Source organism: Cytobacillus gottheilii, from assembly GCF_001636345.1.
Classification (GTDB): domain Bacteria; phylum Bacillota; class Bacilli; order Bacillales; family Cytobacillaceae; genus Cytobacillus; species Cytobacillus gottheilii.
In genome coordinates this window covers 1,582,307-1,604,495 of record NZ_KV440945.1, presented here as the reverse complement: position 1 = coordinate 1,604,495, position 22,189 = coordinate 1,582,307, and the positions used below count along the sequence as shown (strand labels likewise).

The following is a 22,189-nucleotide window of genomic DNA, read 5'->3' as shown; positions in this document are numbered from 1 at the left end:
TTATTTCTCCCTTCTATATCCTCTTGGCTCCCTGGTAGATTCTCTTGATTCAGTTTCAGCCTGTTTTCCTGCTTGTCCTTTTCCGAATGCGGACATTATCAAATTCCGCACTTTTGGTACAAATCTAAATGCAAGCATGAGCAGCACGAAAGGAGCAACCACTGCCAGGAGCATCATTCCAGATGAAACAAACTCATTCGTTGTGAATGGCATTTCCACATTACTTAATGGAGTTCCAGAACTCCCGTCATTTGATGGTGGTTTAGTAGCCGATCCTTCTTTTCCGGAATCAGAAACGGGAACAAGTGTGACTTTTGGATTTTTCCATATGTCATACTTCATATCTTCTTTTGGAATGACAAACTCTTTTAATGAAGCATCCACCGTTTGATATTCTTCACCATCGACAAGAATTTTCACTTTCCCTGTGGTTGGTTGTGTCCATTCATAAAGGAAATCACCATTATCGGTTTCTGTATAACCGCCCCCTACTATTTCTGGGGCAGGCTCTTCTCCGGTAGTAGCCTCAATAATCGTTCCTTCAGACTCTACTTCAGCATCATTAACAGTGGTTAATTTGTAGCTGTAAGTCGTTTCCGGCTCTACAGTCAGATCATTCCAATATGATCCGTTCGTTTCAAACATTGGAGAAAAATCATCTGTTTCTGCTGCGCTAACTTTTAAAGGTTGGAAAAATTCTAATACACTAGCTGTTTCTTCTTGTCCTTCGACTTTTCTATAAATTTTTACATGGTTAAAAAATTCACTTTCAGGATTTTTCCAAGAGAGATTTACTTTTTCATATGTGGTGGAAACATTTAAATCTTTCACTTCTGGTACTAGAGGAACATCATCAGTTGATACGACCATAGATATACCATCGGTTTCAACTCCATCAAGATCAACAGCTTTTATCGTTAGTGTGTAAGTTTCAGATGGATTCAAATTAGTAAAAGTGAAACTTTCATCAGAGTAATTTGATTTAGTTATTTCTCCATTTTTATAAATGTTTAAATGAGAAAAATTTGATTCAGTTGGATTTTTCCAATTCAACGTTATTTCTGTGGGAGTTGTTTTTATCAGGGATAAGTCGGTTATGTCTGATAGTACAACTAATTCTTCAGTTGTTAATTTATAAGGATTTGATTTAGTTCCTACGCCACTTAATTCAAGACCAGGACTCAGATATATAGCAGGACGAACACTTAAAGACTGTGTTGGTCCAACCCTAGTGTCAACGCCAGTAGTGAATATTGCCCTCAATGCATTAAGTGAAGTCAAAGTTTCCCTATCCCTTGACCAAAAACTGTAAATAGGATTAGGTAGTAAACCATTTCCGTACTCAACAGAATACTTCTTCCAGTCTGCTACAGATATTAATCCCACTTTTGCTGTAACGTTTGTAGTAGTTCCCTTTCTAGTGTCATAAATCGCCCAAGATTTGTTGGGAATGTATTCCGATATTCCTCCAAGGTTATTTAAAAACGTTCGGTTTAGGTAGTAACCGACATTCGATGTGTCTGTAGTGCTATATAAATTCCCACCACTCGAAAATCTTCGGTTTTCCAAGTAACCGTCATAAAATAAATAATCTGTTGATGGATTTAACACAACAAATAGATATCCATTCAGTTCTACATAGTCCCCTTGCTTAAAATCATAATTAGATGCACTGGCTGTAATAGGAATGATCAAAACTGCAGCAAGTATAAACAATGTTGCAATTAATTTTTTCTTCAATTTTCTCCCTTCTTTCTTCACTGTCCAGGTATCGGAAATGTATCATCTGAATCACCTGGTATTGGTGCACTGTCTCCTGGATCTGTCGGCATTGGAGCATTCCCTCCGTCATCACTTGGAAGTGGTGCTGTTCCCCCTTGATCGCCTGGAATCGGTGCGTTACCACTGCTGTCATCTGGTATCGGCGCTACTCCGTCACCAACGTCTGGTGGTGTGGGAGGAGATCCGATATTATCTTCTGGTGCTGCTGGTGCTGGATTATCAAAATCCTCTGGCACGTTTTCTAAAAATTCTTCTTGTGATGGGAAGGTATCAATCGGGTTATTGATTTCAAACCCATCTGTAGTGTCTGGAACTTCTTCTATTACAGGCGCTTCATCTTTGATTGTTCCAAAATCTGTGTCACCTAGTCCTGGTGCTTCGCTTCCAGTGGGAGCACTATTTTTAAAACCTCCGTCATTAACTCCAGATGGCAAGGAAGGAGCTGCCGGTTTGCTCGGTGCGCTTCCTAATAAATCAGCCATGTCCTGCTTGATTTTCGGAGCAATCGAATCTCGGAATGTATCAGCTACATCTTTCCAGTTTGGCGCAGGAGGTATAGCGTTCTTAATGTCTTCCAGACCGCCCATATATTCATCCCAGCCAGGACATTCAAATACTTGGCAGCTGTCACACGATCCTGAACCACTATCACCGCCTGATCCTCCATCCGGATCAGTTCCTCCAGGATCAGTTCCTCCGTCACTTCCAGATCCGTCATCCCCTCCAGGTTCTGTACCGCCACCATCTGAACCACCATCATTGGAGCCAGGAGGGAGATAACCAGAATCCCCATCACCGCCTGATCCATCTGGTGTGTCAGGTTTCGTTAGTTTCGGCTTTGTTCCTCCGAACGTATCACTCTTATACTGATTAGCATCTTCATTAAAGTCTGAAAGCTTAATCACATCACCTGGCGCACAAGAACCTTCTTTTAAATTGCTTGAACTCTCTCCCCGAACATGGGAAGCAACAACCTCACCAGCTGCATCTAAGTAATGAAATACGGTTGGGCCCTTACAAGTCATGTCCATCCAGATGAAAGAATTCTCCTTCACATCCCATGTAACCGTGGTAATGACCGAATCGTCTGTCATAGGAACACCAGATTTATATTGAGTCATTCTCACTTTCTTTGTTCCATGGCTTATGTAAAGCTGATAGGACATTTTCTTTTGGTAGTAATCAGAATCGGCAGGAGGGTAATATTCACGTGACATTTGATTAGCAGCTACTGGACTAACAAAAATCTGAAACAGCAGCAACATGACAAAAAGTGAACTTGCTAACTTTCGCACTATATTAAACACCTCACGTTTTGACTAAGAAAAAAGGGCAAGAGCGTGTACACTCTCCCCCTTCGGTGTGTTGCTTATTAAGCTTTGTTTCCGCCACGGAAAGCTCCTAGAATCAAAGTAATGATTTTTGGAACGAACTTGAATGCAAGTGCAAGAAGTACGAAACCAGCAACCAATCCTAAAAGAGTCATCCCTGCTGTGGCCATGTCATTTACTGTAAAAGGTAGTGAAATTCCTGTTAAATCTAACATTGAAGTATTCTCCTCCATTTTTTAGTCCTCCTAAAAGGAAATTTTTTTATAATATCGGGGGGCTCCCGAACATTAACATTAATAATGCTTTACTTCATATTCGTCATTGTCATCATCATCTTTACTCGCTGCTTGCCTAAAGGCATTCACGATAATAACTAAGAGCATTCCAGCAGCAATGACCGCCACTGCCAGCAGCACCATTGGAGAAACAGCTGATAAAAGCTGTTTTACATATCCCCAAAACTCTAGCATCCTAGCTTCCGTAAAAAAGTTCATAGATGGCAGCTGGTTCATTATGATCCCCTACTTTGCTTTACAGCCTTTATAATGACGGAGATCAATAACCCCATTGCGATAATGGCAACAATGATCATGACGAAATTCGCTGAGGTTCTTAATAAAAACCCGAAACTATCCCAAAAGAACGACCAATCCCATACACCCGACAAATTCACAAGTTACATCGCCCCTTTCAGCCTGTTTTTCTAAATTCCACAACTGTTAGCACCAGCGATATAAAAACCGCCCAGGTGATCAAAGAGGTCATAATGTCCGGGTTTCCAAGGAAGTAGCTGAAAGCACTCGCCATCAATCCGCCTATTTCATTCATCCTCGTCTATCCCTCCAGTTTGTTGCTGCAGTGTAGATCAAGGAGATAATAGGAAAAGCCAGGGCACAAGCTGATAGAAACAAAACATATGTAAGAATTATTTCAGCAGGAGTTTGCTCGAAAACTTCATACATGTTCGCTACCTCCTAATGATCCGACTTAAAAATTGAAAGATGATCAATGCCATTAGCAGCGTAGAAACGATCAATTCACCGAACGTTATCTCATGAATAATAGCAACTTTGCCTTTTTCATTTTCAATGACCGTCATTTCTCGCACATCAACGGGAACTACAACCTGTGGATTATCCTGAGAAGCAGAATTCACCGTTGTATCCTCGTCTATGGATGTCTGATCAACACCAGGAGCTTGATCTGTTGTTTCTTCACTTTGAGAAGAATCAATAGGTTGGCCCGTTTCTGGTTCCATTGAGATCACCTCTTAATCAAACTATAAAAGGTTCTAGCTGAAGATAATATCCCAAAAGAATTTTTGGGTTATATTAAAAAAATGACAGGAAGAAAATATCTCTCCTGTCATTTTAGTTAAAATTTATTCTTCAAATGATTTATTGGGTTACGATCTAATATCCAATCTTTTTCTCTGTAAAATAATTATCAAAAAAATAGCTTTGCCGCGTAATTTTAATAATATATATTTATATTAATATACCGCACGTTTTTGTCTTGTAATTTTAAATTTCCTTCCGTTCTTTGTTATTCCAGTTTCTAATGTTTCAATCCATTCTTTTAGATCATTTTCTGTATATCCAAGTTCATTTAATTGCTCTGGAAACTCAGAGTCAAACTTACGCAGCCACCGTTTCATTTTTAACAAAGCAATTCGACTATTCCCAAATCCATATACATGTCTTTCTGTTTTCGCTGTATATGGCTGTCTACCGCAATATTCCGTTAAATATATGTATTGCTTTCCTCCGGAGCGTACCTGGCTTAAATAGGCCATTTCTTTACCTCCAAATCTTTTAAATAATTTCAGTTTTTACTAACATCAAGAAATTTTAAGGTTACATTAACTGAGGAATGATTAAATAGATATTGTAATAGTTCAATATCCTGTGTTTGTTGATAGAAATGGTATGCAAACGTACTTCTCAAAGTTTCAGGACCAAAGGAAGATACTCCTGCTTCTGTAGCTACTTTCTTTAAAATCTTATAGGCTTGTACACGTTTAATTGGTCTATCACTTCTATATGATTTAAATACATATGCTTCGTCATTCATTCCTGCAGTATAAATTTCTATATCATTTTTTAACTTTTCATTTATAAAAATTCGCTTTATCTTAGATGAATTATTTTCTTTTATTACTATATGAGTTTGATTTTTTATATCTTTAACTTTTAAATTTAGTAGCAAACTAATCTTAACCCCAACATTTATACCTAAGACAAATAAGAACCATTCCCGTTTACCCTCTTTTAATAACTGAGTCTTCATTAGCTCAATTGTCTCTAAATCTTTTATAGGGGGTAATTTATTCACATTATTTCTCTCCTTATAAGTAAAATTTCTTAAGTGCAGCATCTAACCTAGTTTGAAATTTAGTGTTTAACTCTTTAATTTCAAGGTTATATGAATTGTCATATCTACTTGTTTTATATGTTATAACCTTATCAAAGTTTAGAAGTGGTTTTAGAGTATTTATCATATAAGTTTCATATAGTTCTCTTGATAAATCATCTTCTTCAAAAATAACTTCAACCCACTTAAAATTATGATAAATACCACTAGATGTTTTGGTTTTAGGATTTAGATGTAATTTAATACGAGTTCTTAAATCTCTTGTCTGCCCTACGTACATTAGAACATTTTCATCATTGTAAAATAGATATAAACCTGCCATATTGTTCGGTATGTTATAAATACCAGATACACTAAAGGATAAATCAACATTTGGAATTGTTATGTTTATCAATCCTTAAACCCCTTTTTCTAATATATTTTTTGCATTTATAATAACATTCTACTAAAAAAGGAATTTAAATGGTTATTTTTCCCTAGAAATAGGCTTATTATTTTTATAATAGTAGACTATCTACTCTTTTTCCTCCCATCCACTCAACAAACCCCACCGCCTGCTCAAAAGCCTTCTCAAACAAAACATCATGAACAACCGTTTTCGTCTTATAAGCTTCTGCCTGCCCTGGCAAATAGTTTTCTCTCCAGGCGCTTGCTCGGCTATATGGGAGCCTTTGAATGTACAGGAAGGCTCCACGGCCGTATCTGTATTCGTAAAGCTCCCCATGATCATAAACAAGGAAGCCGAGTTTTCTAGCAGCTGCGTTTTCTGCCTGGCGCTGGATCAACTCCTGTTTATGTTTTTTTATTTGTGCTTTCAAACGATCATCAAGGAATCCAGTTTCATAGACTAGTTTTGTTTTACCGTTTATTTCTTCTAGTTTTATATTTAAGTGATACATTGTGTTAAGAAGTTGATAAATCATTAAATCTCCTCCTCAATTACTGTAGAGTTACTTTTTGCATTCAAAGTTACCCTTAGTGAGCTGTTTTCTAGGTTAGTCTCAAAATTTTTCTCTATAGGAGGTAAACTAGAAATTGCGTCACTTTGGGTAACTGAGTAACTATTAGGTAACTTGTCCTTGTAATCAGCCAGGAGTCCGATGCCGAAAAAGAAGGTGCGGTTGCCTGTAGACTTTCGTTTTGAGAAGCCACGCATTTGCAGACGGCTGCTGAATGCACGCTGCTTCATCGGGTATTCTCCGTTTTCCTCGGCCCACTTCATATATGTCTTGTGGATCTCATTAACAGCAACTTTTGCTTCTGGCATGATTACACAGTTTTCATCAAGGAAGTTTGATAAGAGATCCATTTCTTCCTTATATTCGTCTGTGGCTGCCTTCACTTCGTCTGGTTCTCCAAGTCCTTCTTCCTGCCATTTCAGACAACCTTCAACTGCCCATCGTAAAATGCCTGGAAGCTCTGCTCTTAATTTCTCTGGCAGCTGCTTGTCCACTTCTTCACGTGGAATTGTATGTGTGAAAGGAATCAGTCTGATTCTTCGCCAGATCCCCTCGTCATCACCTTTAACAATTGGCTTATGATTTGTCGTGAAAAAGATCTTAAATTCAGGGATAAACTCGAAAAACTCTTTTCTTAAAAATCTGGCCGTAATCGGCTCACCGCCTGTTAGCTGTTTAATTAGCGCTTCGGATAGTTTCTGCCCGTCCTCTGACTCCACAGCTGAAACAAATCTTGCCCCATGCAGCCGGGCAATATCATTGTTAATACCGTTATCATTCATCTTGCTCGTAAATGTATCACTGTTCGTTTGCTTGCCGTAATCGCCTAATATATCTTTCACGATGTTTATAAAAGTGGATTTTCCGTTTCTGCCTGTGCCCCATAAGAAGAAGGCGACCTGTTCATTCGTATCTCCTGTAAGCGTGTAGCCCATTGCCTTCTGGAGAAAATCAATTAGATCTTGCTTCACATTGCCCTGTTCATCCTTCATAATGCTCTCCAGAAACCCAATCCATGTTGGACATTCTGCTTCTTTCAAGAAGTTAATATGAGTGTTTTTCGTCATATATAAAGCACGATTATGTGGCAGCAAGTCTCCTGTTTTCAGATCCACAACTCCATTCGCACAATTCAGCTTAAACCGATCTTTATTCAAATCGTCCTGGCTGATCGGGAGCATGGCTTCGGATCGAGCAATACTATTAAGAAAGACAGAGCTTTTTTCACTGGATTGCGCCCATTTGACAAGCTCATTTCTTCGGCTCATATCTTCTTCCTTGGCTGCTTCTGTAAAAATTTCACGAAACGTTTTTAAAGCAATGCGCTCAATTTGCTTCTTTTTATCCTCAATCCATGTCTTACCGTTCCATAGCAGCCATTCTTCAAATTCAATGCAAAAGCGTAAATTGCTGCCGTTTCGATGTACAAGTCTTTCCGCATTGCCGACTTCCGTTAAATTGAACTTTTTTTCCTTTGGTGCATCGGCTGCTTGCTTCACTGGAGGATTGGCTGGAGGTACTGTTTCTCCATACCTTTTCCCACTTGGAACTCGCTGCAAGGCGCTTTTATAAGTCGCTATGTACTCGTTATGATCGAGTGGCGGTAAAAACAAATACTTATTAATAAAGCTGGTGATCTCATGGATCTCGTCCTGGTCATAACCAAACTCAACAAGGCGGCAAGCGTGAGCATACATGGCATTATTCCGTCCGCCTTCATTCATTGGAACAGGAAAAGGCCTTCCATCTTTGTTCAGCTTTTTTAAACGTTCAAAGTAAATCGGCATTTCAGACAGCTCACCATCATGCAGCTGCACCCATTCCCTGCCCTTTGTATTATTGGATGGAAGAACAATTTGCCCCCGTTCGGCAATTCTATAATCACCGACACAACCGCAGGCCATTAATACAGTGGCATCCTGGCTTTTGATTCTGCCATTATCCTTAAAGAAGAATTGATAACCTCGAACCGTTTGAATGGCATGAAAGCTCAACTGATCCTTTTTCAAAGCTTTAAACAGCAGCTCCCCTTCCTGTGGATCGTCAATATCGACTACGATATAACCTTTAGGAATGACCAAGCCTGTCCACCCACCTTCATTAATCCAGGTGGATGATTCAGTATTTGATAAGCCAGGCTTGTCCATGTGCTGCCACCCTTTCATGAACGGCCGTTTGGCTGCTGTATACCTTTTGCTGTAATCCTGTTCTTTATTAAAATTTGAGTAGCCTAATAGTTTAATGGTCTTGATCTGACTGGAAGGAAACAGCCGAACCAAATCGACTGTTTCTGTTGTAATGGAATGTGCAAGCATCGGCTCTTTCCTTTCAAATTGAATTTTGATACAATAAAAGCACGATAATTTATTTATGTTTTTTATTTGGCAGTAGGTCGGCGAAACCTACTGCCATTTTTCTGTCTCATCGATCTTTTTTCTGTCGCATCTTCTCTTCAATTTCTTCGAGAATGGACCAACCGCAGCGATGAAATTCTTTTAATATTTGATCCACTTCTGCTTGTGTTTTTTTGGGCGGTGCGACAATATGGACGACTGTATTGCCTATTTCATAAGTTGCGTCATAAGCCTTCTGTTTCATAAGCAAATCACCTCTTGAAACATGTGTATGACGCAAGCCTTGAGGGACGACCCCTGTAATTGTTGACATTCTTTTCACCTTCCTTTTAAAACGCTGCTGTACGATAATTTATTTATATTTTTTAAATTGGTGTATTTACGATAATTTTCTCTCTTGTTCTACAGCATTTTTCGCAGTGCTGGCTAAAAATGTTGCTCGGCTGGCAAAATCAATTTCCACTCCCTTTATTTTCAGTTCCTTTATAACGGCAGTGAGCTTTTCCCTTCTCTCCCTTTTCACGGCCAGCTCCTCCAGCTTACTCATACCAAACTGTAATTCTTCCATTTCAAGTTTCGCAGATTCATAATCTTCATAACGCAGCGCATCAAGTAGATAAGCAGCAGTGCGCAGCAGGTTGCTATGCAAACGAGATTCTTCGACAGTTTTTTTCATTTTTATATTCCAGTCCTCCTTAAAAATGGTATGTTTAAAAGTAAGAATAATTTTCCAATCTGTCATTTTCATCTTCCGTAAAACCTTATGTGCATGGCTTCAAAAGCTAGCTTTCGATTATTGGAGTCAAGACTATCCATATCTGAAAGATTGAACTTGTTGCGCTCATTAAATAGATGTAGCGCTAAATTCAGCATGACTTTTTCAGAAGTAGACCACGGCCCAGCTACACGCTTTAACGACTGAATTTTTACCGTTTCATCACTTAAGTCGAAATACTTCGTGTTCAAGCAATTGTTTAACTTTGGATGATTCAAAAACAAATGCAGCATTGATCCCCAGTAGCGATCTTTCATTAGGTTGGGGGAAATAGTTGTTGTCATACAGATCTCTCCTTTTTATGTAACGTTTAGTTACTTTGATTTTCAAAAAAAATAGTCCAGCTAAAACCAATTACATTGGCGATTTTCTTAGAGACCTCAACACTCGGATTACGTGTTCCGTTTTCTATCATGGTGTAATAGGCTCTTTGAATACCAGATTCAGCTGCTACTTCTTCATGAGTTAATCCAATACTTTCTCTTTTATCTTTAAGCCATTTTCTCAATGGATTACCTCCTTTCGTAACGAAATGAAACATCTTAATTCTTATAATAGTATCGATTAGTTACTAAGTCAACAAATTTTTATAAATAAAGTATCTTTTTGTTACATATATTTTTAGTAACAGCACGTTACTGTAAAATTAAGCTTATAAGAGGTGAAGCGCATGTTAAAAGAACAATTAATTAAACTTAGAAAAGAAAATAACAAGACACAAGAGGATCTAGCAAAACTCCTAGGTGTAACTAGACCAGCATATACAGCTTACGAGTCTGGAAAAAGAAATCCAGATTATGAATCATTGATTAAGCTTTCTGAGTACTATGATGTTTCATTGGATTTCCTATTAACAGGGAAAGAAAAAGATGGTGAAACTGAAAAGGGGAACCTTTTCTTCTTTGATATGGAAGGATTATCAGAAGAAGAGATTGAGGATATAAAAAGACATATTGAGTATGTGAAGTGGAAGGCTTCACAGGGAAGGCAAGAATAATGACTGATAAACAGAAACAGGCTTTTGCTGGCCCACTTGCGGGTATGGCTGCTATTCTTGTAGTTATCTACCAAAATGAAATTCGTGCATTATTTCCTTTTTTTGAAAATATTATATTTCTAATAGGTCTTACACTATTTGTAGCACTATTGGTGTATGGCATTATTTTTAGTCTTTTACCAAATAAAAAAAATAAGAAAAAACAAGCTGCAGCAAAAAAATCAGCAACTACAAATAACAAAAAAAAGACAAATACAACAAAGAAGCAAGGTGGATCCCGTTCGGTTTCTAATTCTCTAAGATCTGACAGCGAAATTTTAAAACTTCCGATTGAAGTGATTGGTTGGAAAGAATTTGAGCGCTTATGCTATTTATACTATAAAGCTAAAGGATACAAACCCGAATTAACAAAAGAAGGGGCAGACGGCGGAGTTGATCTTATAGTATATGATCCTAAGCACAAAGCTAAAGTTGCAATTCAGATAAAACATTGGATCGATTCAGGAAGGCAAGTTTCTGTTAAGGAAATTAGAGAACTAGATTCGGCAAAGAAAAATCATAAGTGTGTTCTTGCTGATTTTATTTCGTCTACTGGTTACACAACTGCTGCTATGCTAGAAGCCGACAGAACGAAAATTAAATGTTATTCAGCTGACCGAATTGTAGCTTGGAAAGAAAAACAATTAAAAAAGAGCGTTTAAACTTGAAAAATCCCAAAAATATTTTGGGATTTTTTGTTCCAAGTAAATAACAAAAAACGTCTTTTTATCGAAAGACGTTCTAATCAATCTAACTCTCCGTATTTTTCCAAAAGGGTAAGTTTACTTTTTTCAAAAGTGTCACTATCAATAATCTGATTTAATTTTAATTGTTTTAAAGAATCATATAATCTTATATGATTACGGCCATTGAAATGTACCACCAATGACATTCTATTTACCACCTAGTGACAAGAAATGTACCAGCAAATGACAAGCTGTTTACCACTACATTGCCTTCTGTATAATTATTGAGCACACCTATTGGTGTGTCATTATTATTCAGGAGGTTTTTTGTATGATTCATTATCGAAAGATATTGGAATTACAGGATGAGGGTATTAGCCTTAGAGGTATTGCCTCAAGTACTGGCCATTCTCGTCAAAAAGTAACAGAGATCATCACCCTTGCCGAAAAGAAGGGCCTAGTCTGTCCGTTAGAGGAGGAAATGACGGATAAATGGATTGAAGAATTTCTTTTTCCTCAGAAAACATTGGAGGCTTCAGGTCGGCATCCCTTGAATTTTGACTATATTCATGAGGAGTTGGCAAAGCCCAATGTAACACTTTCACTTCTCCACCATGAATATGAAGCTGAATGTAGAGCGAATCAAAAGATCCCATACTCTTATCGAAGTTTCTTACGTCATTACAGTAATTATGCAGATAAATACAAAGCTACTTTGCGCATTCGCAGAAAACCAGGTGAAATCATGGAAGTCGATTGGGCGGGCTCCACAGCATTCATCATTGATAGAGATACTGGAGAAAAGGTAAAAGCCTATGTGTTCGTTGCGACCTTGCCGTGCAGCCAGTTATCATACGCAGAAGCAAGCCTGTCTATGGACTCTCATTCATGGATCACACTTCACAATAATGCCTATAGGTATTTCGGTGGTACGACTCAAATTGTCGTTCCAGACAACCTAAAAACAAGCGTTACTAAGCATACAACCCGCGAATTGATCTTAAATCCTGCTTATAAAGAGATGGCGGACTACTACAATACTGTTGTCATGCCAGCGAGGGTTCGTACCCCTAAAGATAAAGCCAGTGTAGAAGGGTCGGTTGGAGTGATTTCTACTTGGATAATCGCAGCATTAAGAAACATGCATTGCTTTACTATTGATGAATTGAACGAAGAGGTTAGGAAGAGATTAGACGAATTTAATAAAAGACCCTTTACTCGAAAAAAAGGGTCGCGTTTGTCTGCATTTGAAGAAGAAGAGAAATTTGCCCTTTCTCCCCTTCCGATAGAACCTTATAAAATGTCTGAATGGAAAAAGACAACTGTAGCACCTGACTATCATGTTTCCTTCGATAGCATGTTTTATTCCGTACCATACGAATATATCAATCGAGAAGTCGAAGTGAGAGTGTCTGATAAACTCTTAGAGGTGTTTTTTAACCATATGAGAATAGCCTCTCATAAACGATTATATGGTAAATTTGGTCAAACTACCACTGTTCACGATCATATGCCAGATAATCACAAGTTATTCGTTGATCAAACCCCAGAAGCTGCGATTGAATGGGCAGAAAACATTGGAGAATCAACGTTAAGTGTAATTCAATATCTTCTAGATACTTCACAAACAGAGAAGCTAGCCCTACAATCTATATTTTCTTTGAAGAAGTTTGAGCGTCGATACACGAAATATGAGATTGAACGTGCTTGTAAGATGGTAATCTCAATGACTAAAAGACCAACGGTCAAAAGTATTCAAACGCTACTGAAGACTAACAAGAAGAATGACGCAGAGCAAGAATTAAAACGGAAAACAGAAATCAACACAAATAATTTTGGCTTTACACGTGGAGCTTCTTACTATGGGGGAACGGATAAATGATGAATGAACAAACATTAACCAAATTAATCGAGATGAAATTAAGTGGAATGGCAGAAGCCTATAAGGAACAAGCAGCGAATAAAGAATTTCAAAAAATGACTTTTGAAGATCGATTTAGTTTACTTGTCGATTTAGAACATGCCCGCCGAAAGAGTAATAAGCTTCAACGGTTAATCAAAATGGCGACTTTTCTTAATTCCAATGCATGTATTGAAGACCTTGAATATCATGAAGATCGAAGGCTAAACAAAGAACTGATTTTGAAGTTGGCTAGTTGTAATTATATACTTGATAGTCATAACATTATATTAAAAGGACCTACTGGTTCAGGAAAGTCATTCTTAGCTACTGCCTTCGGAGTATCTGCCTGTCGCCAGTTTTTCAACGTTAAATATATTCGATTACCAGAATTACTGGATGAGCTGTCACTCGCTAAATTAGCAGCCGACGGAAGTTATCGGAAGAGCATAAAAAAATATACGAAAGTAGACCTCCTTATCCTAGATGAATGGCTATTAACAGATTTAACAACGGATGAAGCAGCAATCCTCTTGGAAATTACAGAGGCGCGTCATAAGGTGGGTTCCACTATATTCTGTTCACAGATTGATCCTAGTGGATGGCATTTAAAGCTAGGAAATGAAACGATTGCGGAAGCAATCTTAGATCGCATTATTCATGACTCCTATCAAATTCTACTAGATGGAGAAGTTTCTATGCGTGAGCGTCACGGGTTAGGAAGGTAACCTTGATATGGCCACATTAACCCCTAAAGAGATTCAGAAGATTGAAGAATACTATTATTGGGTGGGTTACAAAAACTGGATTCCTTTTCCAAAGGAACCAAATGAAAAGCTTTTAAAGGTATACGGTGAGGAACCTGTTCCTTATAGCTGGACTGAGCAAGATATATTTGAAGGGACTAGAAAGTTAATCTTCAATTATTTCATTAACCACTCTGAGTAGTAATTTAAAATAAAGCCCTACGGGACTACTAGAATGTTAATCTGTAGGGCTTATTGCGTACTGGTAAATACGTTGGCGTAGCCTGGTAAATTCCTTGGCGAAGAGTGGTAAAAAAGATGGCAAGGGTGGTAAAATCCCTTGGCTGTAATCAATCTTATATGATATGGAATCGATAAATCATCTGTAGAATAATCAGTATAGTCATCGTCAATTTCATCAATTAATGCAAAGTACTTTTGCTTTAACATTGTATAGAAATTTTTTTCTAAAAGGCTTTCTAATTCTTCAATGGTAAATCCTATGATAATTTTTTCATTATTGTTTGAGATTGCTAATTTTCTTCTTTTACCTTCAGCATTTATCCAAGGACTTTTATTTCTTCCACGACTAAAAGATTTATACGAACTAAATATTCCAAGTTTTGCTTTCTTAGATCTTAATAGTTCAACTAAATCCGTTACATCTCTAACACTTATAGACTCCTTATGATTTTTAGATTCACCAATAGCTCTTATTCCAATATGATTTTGTACAAAATTAGGCAACAAGCCATCTATAAATTCTATGATGTGGTCAATTTGATTGTCACCTTTATAAACATTTGGTTCAACATGCGCTATAAGAAACCTACCATAAACATAGGTCATTAAATCTTCCATTGAATCGCCTTTTTCCTTTTTAGTGCCTTTTTCCAAAGTATACTTCACTTCATTAACTAATTCCTGGAAATGAGCCTTTTCGCCTTCTTGAATGGGTTCCCAAATTTCTTCATCTTTAGCTTGGTTCATAAAACGTTTAGCTGAAATTGTGTCTTTCATAGTCGTTCCACCTTATAATGCTTTATGAGGGAGATCTTTTTTGAGAAAAGCTACTCTTATGTCCTGTGTGTTTAAGTTCTCTCCACAATCAGGGCATAAAAACTTGTTCTTTACAATAAAATCCCTTAGCTCTTTTTTGTTTACAAATTCAAAACCATGAACAAGCTCTGGATCCCCATTATTACAAAAAATAATAAATTTAGTATCTAACAATTTATCATGTGCTAAGCTTGTTAATATATCTTCTACCAGCTGAAGAGGAATTTTAGTTTTTCTTGCTAAATAATGTGGAGAAACAGTCGTTTCAGGCCTTAAAATCGTCAGCTCCAAGTTCAAATTCTTCAGTTTCAGAGTCGGTAAGGTTAGATTCAGCTTCCTCTTTATATTTATTAAGTTTTCGTAATACATTATCTATTACCTCCTTCTCTGCCCCTGATGTTGTATACTTTTTAAACGAATAATACTTATCTAATTTTTTTATTATGTAACCATATTCTTTAAAATTTTCCTTATGTATTAAGCCAAAGTTTAATACTTCACCATGTTCCCACATAAGCCTAATAATTTCTCCAGCCTCAGCATGACTCAGTGCCTTCCCTCTTGTATTTGCTTTAAACTGAGTAAGTCCCTTGTCAGTTTGTTGAAGAAAAATACTAAATGGAATGTCTTTTTGTATTCTTTTAAACTTTATTAACATTTCATTTTCATACAGGTTGGTTAAACCTCTTTCTAATCTCAGAAAGGAGTCCTCTCTATCTATTGTTGAATCCAATTCTTTTAATTTTTTCATAATTTCAGGAATAATTTCGTTAGAAAAAAGTTCTGTTTTCTCTTCTATTATAGGATTATTATGGTAAAAATATTCATCAGAAATCTTAGAAAGAGCATCTATTATCCATTTTGGCTCTTTTAGAGTAAACTGTAAGATATTGTTTCGGAAGAAATGAAGTATTATCCATGTTAAATCATCTATTTCTCTTCTTTTCCCTGTTTCTCCATAAATTGAAACAAGACCAGATGTAGGGTGCATTGATAAAATAATTGAATTTATTTCAAAATCAACCGTAATATAAGCTAAATAGACATGATCTCTTAATTTTACTCTCCCATCTAAGCTTTTATACTGTATCTGTGATGGAGCAGCAATGGTAAATAACACTTGATTCTTTTCTTCATATCTAATAACATCTACCAATTTAATCTCATTTAGATTTTCAATATTGATATCGTACAATGGTGTGATTTTTTTAACGTTTTCCTCATATAGAGAATTTAAGTTAATTTTGCTAAACACTTTTTCATCTTCAGGTTCATAGACAAATAATGAATTATTTCCCTCTAACTCAATATGACACAACCAAGTTAAAAAATAATCAAATGGTACTTGTTCAATCCTTAGATCCCTAATAATATTTTCTCTATATTCTATTTTTCTTCTTGCTCTTTTTACCATAAACAATTGATGTAATATCTCTAATCGGTTCGAATCAGCTCTATCCAAAAAATAGTCTATATTAATCATTTGTTGATCAGATAAACAATTATAATTGTCTAGCATATATATCATGACCTCCTAGGGAGTTTTTCTTAATTAGTTGATATTATCTAAGATTAATATTACAATTTCTAACAGAAATTTTAAAGTATTACTTTCCCTAGTAAGTATTATAAAACTCAAAGAAAGATTCAACTTAAATAAAAGTGAATTATCAATAAGGTAGATACCGGAGTACAATTTATGTATTATATGGTAAAATATTATTAGAAATTTTAGGGGGATACCATTTGGATCATTTAAAAAACATAGACAAACAGCTAAAAAAAATAGGGGTATCATATGATTCTTTCTTCGACAGTTTAAAAGATGCAAATAAATTATCGAACAAGAATTATGGTATCGGAAAACATATTAAAAGCTGCTGGTCTTTCTTTCATAGTTTTCTAAAAGAACTAAACACCTTAATAAGATGGATTATTACAATCCTAACAATAGGTATTCCGGTTCTTATTGGTTTTTTAAGAGCAGAGCAAATAGCAATTATTAGTGCTGTCCCGAATTCTACTTTTATTATTGCTGGAGTATTTATTTTTATTATATTTCTCTGGTGGATAGACAGAAGGACAATTATTGAAACAACAGAGCCAACGTCAGAATTGTTCCATATTGGTGCTTTTGAGAAATACAGAAACAAAGAATACAAAAGAAACTTCGACTTTTTTGAAAGAGAAGCATTTTCTTTTGAGGATCTTAGAAAAGAACTGGAAGAATCAAATAAAGAACATAAGACAGATGTAAGTTACTATCAGGATACATTAGAAGAAAAGGATAAATTATTAACTAAGTCAGTTTGGGAATTAGCTTACATAAGAGATCTGATTAACGAAGTTACGATCAAGCATTTTAACTTGGAAAAATTATTCCATGAAGTGTTACTTAGAATTTCAAGTCTTTCTCAAAATGGGTTGAACGAAAATGAATTAGATTTCCATCATTATTTTACGGTTCACAGGGTTGATCCGAAGGAGTTTGTATGTATATTTTCTAAACATATTCATGTACATCAGGTTGGAAAAAATTATCCTAGAAATGGTAGTAACCATCTAATCAAAACTGAAAATATAAAGCAAAATTATTATATGATTAAAGGAAAATTGATTAGTTTCGAAATAAAAGCTCCTAATAATGAAAAATGGATTGTAACTCTTTATCCTAAACCAAGACCCGTAGATATGGTGCAAACTGAGATAGACTATGATACTATGTATATAGAGGATATAATCTCTTTGTGGAAGAGTTTCGTAATATTAATTTCAAACAATCGTTCAATATTCAATTCGAGAGGAGAAAGTAAAAATGTCAAAAATGCATAGAAACAGTAGACAATTACACTCTTCGGTTGCAAAAACAATTATTAAAACACCAGTTTATACTACTTCTGCGAAGATACCAAAAATTGAATTACCAGACTTAAGTGCTTATACATCAGCGATGGAAAATTTCAACACATCTATTGATACTTCTGCTCTTCAACAACGCCTAACTGAAATTAATGACTTAATGAACGAGATTCAAAAATCAGTTAGTACTAATTACAGTAAAGAGAGAGAAGAATATAAGAACCGTACATTAGTAAACGCCTAGCCAGCATTATTGCTTGGCTTTTTTTTATTTGGCTTCTTCTTAGTATTATTTACACTATAAATGATTTCTTTTATAAGTGTATTTACTTTCAAGTTGGTCTTTCTTAATTCTTTTAACATATCATCTCTTCTTTGCCTCATATATATCTAACCTCCTTGGATATTTCATCTATATGTTCATATTTTCTCAATTAACCCCATTTTCTAAACATATTCAATGAAATAATTAAGATAAAATGAAATAAGGTTCCTTAACAATACTGTGCGTTGCAAAAGTTCTATTAAGCCCACATTCTCAAAAGTTTGTCATTTTTCTGTTGCTCAAACAGAACATATGTTTTTATAATGATATAGAGGTGATACATATGTCCTATACTTATAAACCATTCCCCTTAGAAAAAAGAATCTATAACCTTTATCGTACAATGCGAATAAATAAACCCGAAGACATTGAGGAAACAAGGATAGCTAGAGAATTAAGCATATTCCTAACTTTCAGTAACAAACGCAGCTATTCCCATGAAAACGGTAGATTCCAATTAATTAATATAGATAAAAACTTGGATGACTTTCAGCAGCGTGAAGTATTTTTCCATGAGCTATGTCATTTACTTCGCCATTCTGGCTACCAATATAAAATCATGCCTGATAGTTTCCGTGATCTCCAAGAATGGGATGCAAACCACTTTACCCGATACGCAGCTATTCCTTTTCACATGCTGCAGCTGCTAGATTGGAAAAGTCCAACACTAGTGAAAGACATGTCAAAAATGTTCAAAGTCTCCGAAGAAGTTTGCCAATATCGAGTGGATCACGTGCATAGAAATGCTAAATTAAAGAGTAACGCATATACATTAACTATGGATCGAGGTGAGGAACAGCATGAACAAAGTAGCCATGTATTTGAGGAAGTCACGTGCCGATATTGAAGCCGAATCACGTGGTGAAGGGGAAACACTCGCAAAGCATAAAAAGGCATTATTAAAGGTTGCTAGTGAGCTTCAACTAAATATAATAAAGATTTATGAAGAAATCGTTTCTGGTGAAAGTCTAATGCACCGTCCTGCCATGCTACAGCTGCTAAATGAAGTTGAAGCACATAAATATGATGCAGTCATTTGTATGGATATGGATCGTCTTGGCCGTGGCGGAATGAAGGAGCAAGGCTTGATCTTAGAAACGTTTAAAGAAGCCAACACAAAGATCATTACACCAAGAAAGACTTATGACCTTCATGATGAATGGGATGAAGAATATAGCGAGTTTGAAGCGTTTATGGCTCGTAAAGAATTAAAGATCATCACAAGACGTTTACAGCGTGGTCGCTTGGCTAGTGTTGAAGCAGGGAACTATATTGGTACAACACCACCCTATGGCTATAAAATTAAGCCTTTAAAAGATGGTAGATCACTAGAACCCCATGAAGAGCAATCTGCAGTTGTTAAAATGATTTTTGACTGGTACACCCATGATGATCCAGAAGTAAGAATAGGAGCTGCCATGATTGCCAATAAACTGAATGAGCTAGGCTATAAAACAGCCAAAGGAAACAAATGGTCAAATAGCTCCGTTCTAAGTGTAATCAAAAATGCTGTTTATGCCGGCCGAATACAATGGGGAAAAACGAAAACAACTAAATCATCTGATCCACAAAAAACGAAAGAAATAGCAACCAAACCAAAAGAACAATGGATTGATGTTGAAGGTAAGCACGATCCGATCATAACAATGGAGCTGTACCAGAAAGCACAGGAAGTCTTAAAAGGACGTTATCATGTTCCCTATCAGCTAGTAAATGGCATAACAAATCCCTTAGCTGGAATCGTTGTTTGTGATAAATGCGGAGCCAAGATGGTGTATCGTCCTTATACAACACAGAAGCCTCATATTAAGTGCTATAACAATCCTCGCTGTGATAACAAGGCAAGTAATTTTGAATTAGTAGAAAGACGGATTATAGAGTCATTAGAGCAATGGCTAGAAGCATATAAAGCTGATTGGGAAATGAGAGTAAATGAAGAAGGCGACGAATTGCAGCTGGCAGAAGTTAATCGAACAGCATTAATTAAACTTGAACGTGAATTAGTTGAAACAGAAAAGCAGCAGCACAAGTTACACGATTTACTGGAACGTGGAATCTATACGGAAAATGTTTTCTTAGAACGATCACGGCACTTATCACAACGTTCAGAAGAAATAAACGCTGCCATTGAATCAGCTAAGGAATCCCTAAGCCTGGAAGAAGAACGGCAGCAAGCCAAAGAAAAGATTATTCCCCAGGTGGAACATGTCTTGGATCTCTATTATAAAAGCGATGATCCCAAACGAAAAAACAGCCTTCTCAAGAGTGTTCTTGAAAAAGCTGTTTATCGGAAAGAGAAACACCAATGGCGTGATGACTTTCAGTTAGTTCTTTATCCAAAATTGAATCAGTGAACATTAGAAAACCCTGACATGGCACCGTTTTGTTAAAACAGATAACATGTTAGGGTTAATTCATTCCCTTCCTTATCCTGCCCAATCGGATCATGCAGCGAAACGTCTTTCTTCGTTTTCTTCAGCGCTCTCAGATGCATAAGAATTTCATTTTCAATACATCTGGCTGCGTATGTCGCAAGCTTTGTTCCTTTGCCTTCTGAATAGCTTTCAATGGCTTTGATTAAGCCGATCGTTCCAATTGAGATCAGGTCTTCAGAATCTTCACCTGTATTTTCAAATTTTTTCACAATATGGGCAACAAGCCGTAAGTTATGCTCAATCAGCATATTGCGCGCATGGGCATCGCCTTCTGCCATTAGCCGCAAATATTTTTTCTCATCTGCTGCTGACAGCGGCTGTGGAAAGGCATTGTTTTTTACGTATGAAACAAGGAAGATGATTTCCTTTACCATAAATCCGAGTGCTGTTAAAATTCCGGACATTTCTGCCACCCCCGCTTTCAAGACTTTTTCCTATACCTAATTCCTATGTGAGGGCGGAGTTGTTTTTGTCTGTCCTACTTCATATTTTAATTAGTATTATTTGGGTTTAACCTATTTCGTATAGTCATAGCGGACTTAAGAGCAATAATTTTCCGTTCAATAATTATTTAAAATAATATGCTGCATGCAGACAATCTGCATCGTATAATCACTAGGCTGAATTTTATGCCTCATTAGACAAACTCTCCCCTTTTTCTGTATGATTAAATTATCATAGTTGAAAGAGGTTAGAGACTTGCCTGCACAGAAAATTATCTTGGCTATTACGCTTATCATCATTGTTTTGGCTTCTACTGGAGAGCTTATTTTTAATGGATTTGCCCTAAGGCCGATTCTTATTATGGCTGCGGCGATCGCAATCGTGGCATTTTTGTGGTTTTTTCCGAGGGATAGAAAACAATAGTTAATTTTTTAAAAGGATCAGCACCCAGATGCTGATCCTTTTCTTCTATTCCACACTGACTTCGGCGGCGATAATGCAGCCAATTGATCCGCATATAACCAATCCCATCACGATTATAAACATGCCTCCACCCCTTATCACCATTTCTTACCTTTAATGTAGCATAGCTGATTCCTGGTGGATCAAAGGGGTTGTGAACATTTTGTTAATCCATGTGACTTTTCTTGGTTTTTCTTCGCCTGAAACCTAATGTGAAAATGAGTATATGCAATGACATGTATACCACTCCCTTTTGCCGTTAGGTGGAGTCCTTCTCCACATAGAATATTGCCAGCCTGCCTTGCATCATAAATAACATCTTATTCCCCGCCTTTCCTTGTATTTTTGTTCTTAAAATTAAAATCTGCCGTAAAGTGAGAATTGACGATCACGGTTTTCTTCCATAAGCTTGTGACACATTTCTTCGCGAAGAGCATCTTCAGTTGTCAGCTTGCGCTTATGAATGGTAACGGTGAAAAACAGAATATTTAGGGTCATGCATACCACCTCCTCTTTTTTTCTATCCTTGAGCCTATTTTTAGGCAGCAAAAAGCCGCAGGGCATACTGCTCCTGCGGCAAAAGGGCACAAAAATGCCGCAGGAAACGAATCTCCCTGCGGCATGGATAGACAAATTTAAATTAAGCGATCCAGTCCAAGTCGG

At 36.6% G+C, this 22,189-nt stretch carries 31 protein-coding genes and 1 pseudogene; 10 read left to right on the top strand and 22 right to left on the bottom strand.

Features of this window, described 5'->3' with window-relative positions; translation table 11 throughout:
- From A6754_RS07650 to A6754_RS07585, 15 genes are all read right to left on the bottom strand, one after another.
- Positions 1 to 1,740, bottom strand: coding sequence for a fibronectin type III domain-containing protein (locus A6754_RS07650; protein ID WP_066443295.1), 1,740 nt, complete (start codon positions 1,738 to 1,740; stop codon positions 1 to 3).
- A gap of 17 nt (positions 1,741 to 1,757) precedes the next feature.
- The gene (locus A6754_RS07645; protein WP_066443293.1) at positions 1,758 to 3,077 is read right to left on the bottom strand and encodes a hypothetical protein; all 1,320 of its coding nucleotides are present in this window, start codon (positions 3,075 to 3,077) and stop codon (positions 1,758 to 1,760) included.
- 77 nt (positions 3,078 to 3,154) lie between these two features.
- Entirely contained in the window at positions 3,155 to 3,346 is a 192-nt protein-coding gene (locus tag A6754_RS07640; protein WP_066443288.1) for a hypothetical protein, read from the bottom strand.
- A 60-nt stretch (positions 3,347 to 3,406) separates the two neighbouring features.
- A complete protein-coding gene (locus A6754_RS07635) occupies positions 3,407 to 3,625 on the bottom strand; it encodes a hypothetical protein (RefSeq protein ID WP_066443285.1) in 219 nt (72 codons plus the stop codon).
- Between the two features lie 178 nt (positions 3,626 to 3,803).
- Positions 3,804 to 3,941: a hypothetical protein gene (locus A6754_RS22920; protein ID WP_180320197.1), complete on the bottom strand. Its 138-nt coding sequence runs from the start codon at positions 3,939 to 3,941 to the stop codon at positions 3,804 to 3,806.
- 139 nt (positions 3,942 to 4,080) lie between these two features.
- Positions 4,081 to 4,371 (bottom strand): hypothetical protein, encoded by a 291-nt coding sequence (locus A6754_RS07630; protein WP_082851640.1) that lies wholly within the window; start codon positions 4,369 to 4,371, stop codon positions 4,081 to 4,083.
- 234 nt (positions 4,372 to 4,605) lie between these two features.
- A complete protein-coding gene (locus tag A6754_RS07625; RefSeq protein ID WP_066443284.1) occupies positions 4,606 to 4,908 on the bottom strand; it encodes a hypothetical protein in 303 nt (100 codons plus the stop codon).
- Between the two features lie 29 nt (positions 4,909 to 4,937).
- The gene (locus A6754_RS07620) at positions 4,938 to 5,447 is read right to left on the bottom strand and encodes a tyrosine-type recombinase/integrase (RefSeq protein ID WP_066443282.1); all 510 of its coding nucleotides are present in this window, start codon (positions 5,445 to 5,447) and stop codon (positions 4,938 to 4,940) included.
- 13 nt (positions 5,448 to 5,460) lie between these two features.
- Positions 5,461 to 5,880, bottom strand: a complete 420-nt coding sequence (locus A6754_RS07615) for a GIY-YIG nuclease family protein (RefSeq protein ID WP_066443280.1) — start codon at positions 5,878 to 5,880, stop codon at positions 5,461 to 5,463.
- A gap of 103 nt (positions 5,881 to 5,983) precedes the next feature.
- Positions 5,984 to 6,409, bottom strand: a complete 426-nt coding sequence (locus tag A6754_RS07610; protein WP_066443278.1) for a TubC N-terminal docking domain-related protein — start codon at positions 6,407 to 6,409, stop codon at positions 5,984 to 5,986.
- Positions 6,409 to 8,760 carry a phage/plasmid primase, P4 family gene (locus A6754_RS07605; protein ID WP_066443276.1) on the bottom strand — a complete coding sequence of 784 codons (2,352 nt, stop codon included), beginning with the start codon at positions 8,758 to 8,760 and terminating at the stop codon, positions 6,409 to 6,411. Before A6754_RS07605 ends, A6754_RS07610 begins: the two co-directional genes overlap by 1 nt.
- A gap of 106 nt (positions 8,761 to 8,866) precedes the next feature.
- Positions 8,867 to 9,112 carry a hypothetical protein gene (locus tag A6754_RS07600; protein WP_066443274.1) on the bottom strand — a complete coding sequence of 82 codons (246 nt, stop codon included), beginning with the start codon at positions 9,110 to 9,112 and terminating at the stop codon, positions 8,867 to 8,869.
- 66 nt (positions 9,113 to 9,178) lie between these two features.
- A complete protein-coding gene (locus A6754_RS07595) occupies positions 9,179 to 9,475 on the bottom strand; it encodes a hypothetical protein (RefSeq protein WP_156495721.1) in 297 nt (98 codons plus the stop codon).
- A 68-nt stretch (positions 9,476 to 9,543) separates the two neighbouring features.
- Positions 9,544 to 9,858 carry a hypothetical protein gene (locus tag A6754_RS07590; protein WP_066443270.1) on the bottom strand — a complete coding sequence of 105 codons (315 nt, stop codon included), beginning with the start codon at positions 9,856 to 9,858 and terminating at the stop codon, positions 9,544 to 9,546.
- A gap of 26 nt (positions 9,859 to 9,884) precedes the next feature.
- A complete protein-coding gene (locus tag A6754_RS07585) occupies positions 9,885 to 10,115 on the bottom strand; it encodes a helix-turn-helix domain-containing protein (protein WP_082851639.1) in 231 nt (76 codons plus the stop codon).
- A 129-nt stretch (positions 10,116 to 10,244) separates the two neighbouring features.
- Here A6754_RS07585 and A6754_RS07580 point away from each other — a divergent pair, with 129 nt between their 5' ends.
- Together A6754_RS07580 and A6754_RS07575 are read left to right on the top strand one after the other, a co-directional pair.
- Entirely contained in the window at positions 10,245 to 10,571 is a 327-nt protein-coding gene (locus A6754_RS07580; RefSeq protein ID WP_066443266.1) for a helix-turn-helix domain-containing protein, read from the top strand.
- On the top strand, positions 10,571 to 11,272 hold the full coding sequence (locus A6754_RS07575; protein WP_066443263.1) for a restriction endonuclease: 702 nt from the start codon (positions 10,571 to 10,573) through the stop codon (positions 11,270 to 11,272). The genes A6754_RS07580 and A6754_RS07575 overlap by 1 nt, the downstream gene beginning before the upstream one ends.
- 83 nt (positions 11,273 to 11,355) lie before the next feature.
- On the opposite strand, the gene A6754_RS22705 is transcribed toward A6754_RS07575, so the two are convergent.
- The gene (locus tag A6754_RS22705) at positions 11,356 to 11,502 is read right to left on the bottom strand and encodes a hypothetical protein (RefSeq protein ID WP_156495719.1); all 147 of its coding nucleotides are present in this window, start codon (positions 11,500 to 11,502) and stop codon (positions 11,356 to 11,358) included.
- A gap of 125 nt (positions 11,503 to 11,627) precedes the next feature.
- Between A6754_RS22705 and istA the strand changes: the two genes are divergently transcribed.
- From istA to A6754_RS07560, 3 genes are read left to right on the top strand one after another with little or no spacing between them, the layout of a single operon-like run.
- Entirely contained in the window at positions 11,628 to 13,178 is a 1,551-nt protein-coding gene (istA, locus tag A6754_RS07570) for an IS21 family transposase (RefSeq protein ID WP_066442658.1), read from the top strand.
- The gene (gene istB, locus A6754_RS07565; protein WP_180320196.1) at positions 13,175 to 13,924 is read left to right on the top strand and encodes an IS21-like element helper ATPase IstB; all 750 of its coding nucleotides are present in this window, start codon (positions 13,175 to 13,177) and stop codon (positions 13,922 to 13,924) included. Before istA ends, istB begins: the two co-directional genes overlap by 4 nt.
- Before the next feature lie 7 nt (positions 13,925 to 13,931).
- A complete protein-coding gene (locus A6754_RS07560) occupies positions 13,932 to 14,144 on the top strand; it encodes a hypothetical protein (RefSeq protein WP_066443262.1) in 213 nt (70 codons plus the stop codon).
- A gap of 50 nt (positions 14,145 to 14,194) precedes the next feature.
- On the opposite strand, the gene A6754_RS07555 is transcribed toward A6754_RS07560, so the two are convergent.
- Genes A6754_RS07555 through A6754_RS07545 form a run of 3 tightly spaced genes read right to left on the bottom strand, consistent with a single transcriptional unit; the run spans position 14,195 to position 16,520 of the window.
- On the bottom strand, positions 14,195 to 14,962 hold the full coding sequence (locus A6754_RS07555; RefSeq protein WP_066443261.1) for a hypothetical protein: 768 nt from the start codon (positions 14,960 to 14,962) through the stop codon (positions 14,195 to 14,197).
- A 12-nt stretch (positions 14,963 to 14,974) separates the two neighbouring features.
- Positions 14,975 to 15,292 (bottom strand): hypothetical protein, encoded by a 318-nt coding sequence (locus A6754_RS07550; protein ID WP_066443259.1) that lies wholly within the window; start codon positions 15,290 to 15,292, stop codon positions 14,975 to 14,977.
- Entirely contained in the window at positions 15,267 to 16,520 is a 1,254-nt protein-coding gene (locus tag A6754_RS07545) for a hypothetical protein (protein WP_066443257.1), read from the bottom strand. Before A6754_RS07545 ends, A6754_RS07550 begins: the two co-directional genes overlap by 26 nt.
- Before the next feature lie 227 nt (positions 16,521 to 16,747).
- Here A6754_RS07545 and A6754_RS07540 point away from each other — a divergent pair, with 227 nt between their 5' ends.
- Together A6754_RS07540 and A6754_RS07535 are read left to right on the top strand one after the other, a co-directional pair.
- Complete coding sequence (locus tag A6754_RS07540; protein ID WP_066443256.1) at positions 16,748 to 17,833, top strand: hypothetical protein; 1,086 nt, start codon at positions 16,748 to 16,750, stop codon at positions 17,831 to 17,833.
- Complete coding sequence (locus tag A6754_RS07535) at positions 17,817 to 18,104, top strand: hypothetical protein (RefSeq protein WP_066443255.1); 288 nt, start codon at positions 17,817 to 17,819, stop codon at positions 18,102 to 18,104. The genes A6754_RS07540 and A6754_RS07535 overlap by 17 nt, the downstream gene beginning before the upstream one ends.
- Here the strand turns inward: A6754_RS07535 and A6754_RS22700 are convergent.
- On the bottom strand, positions 18,101 to 18,244 hold the full coding sequence (locus A6754_RS22700; RefSeq protein WP_156495717.1) for a hypothetical protein: 144 nt from the start codon (positions 18,242 to 18,244) through the stop codon (positions 18,101 to 18,103). The two genes, A6754_RS07535 and A6754_RS22700, sit on opposite strands and share 4 nt — an antisense overlap.
- A gap of 224 nt (positions 18,245 to 18,468) precedes the next feature.
- Between A6754_RS22700 and A6754_RS07530 the strand changes: the two genes are divergently transcribed.
- A complete protein-coding gene (locus tag A6754_RS07530) occupies positions 18,469 to 19,032 on the top strand; it encodes an ImmA/IrrE family metallo-endopeptidase (RefSeq protein ID WP_066443254.1) in 564 nt (187 codons plus the stop codon).
- Positions 18,986 to 20,539: a recombinase family protein gene (locus A6754_RS07525; protein WP_066443253.1), complete on the top strand. Its 1,554-nt coding sequence runs from the start codon at positions 18,986 to 18,988 to the stop codon at positions 20,537 to 20,539. Before A6754_RS07530 ends, A6754_RS07525 begins: the two co-directional genes overlap by 47 nt.
- Positions 20,540 to 20,589: 50 nt before the next feature.
- Here the strand turns inward: A6754_RS07525 and sigK are convergent.
- Positions 20,590 to 21,024, bottom strand: a pseudogene (sigK, locus tag A6754_RS07520) (RNA polymerase sporulation sigma factor SigK); the annotation flags it as partial.
- 295 nt (positions 21,025 to 21,319) lie between these two features.
- Between sigK and A6754_RS22695 the strand changes: the two are divergent.
- Positions 21,320 to 21,487 (top strand): hypothetical protein, encoded by a 168-nt coding sequence (locus A6754_RS22695; RefSeq protein WP_156495715.1) that lies wholly within the window; start codon positions 21,320 to 21,322, stop codon positions 21,485 to 21,487.
- A gap of 396 nt (positions 21,488 to 21,883) precedes the next feature.
- Here A6754_RS22695 and A6754_RS22320 read toward each other — a convergent pair whose 3' ends face one another.
- A complete protein-coding gene (locus tag A6754_RS22320; protein ID WP_082851638.1) occupies positions 21,884 to 22,024 on the bottom strand; it encodes a YrzI family small protein in 141 nt (46 codons plus the stop codon).
- Between the last annotated feature and the right edge of the window lie 165 nt (positions 22,025 to 22,189).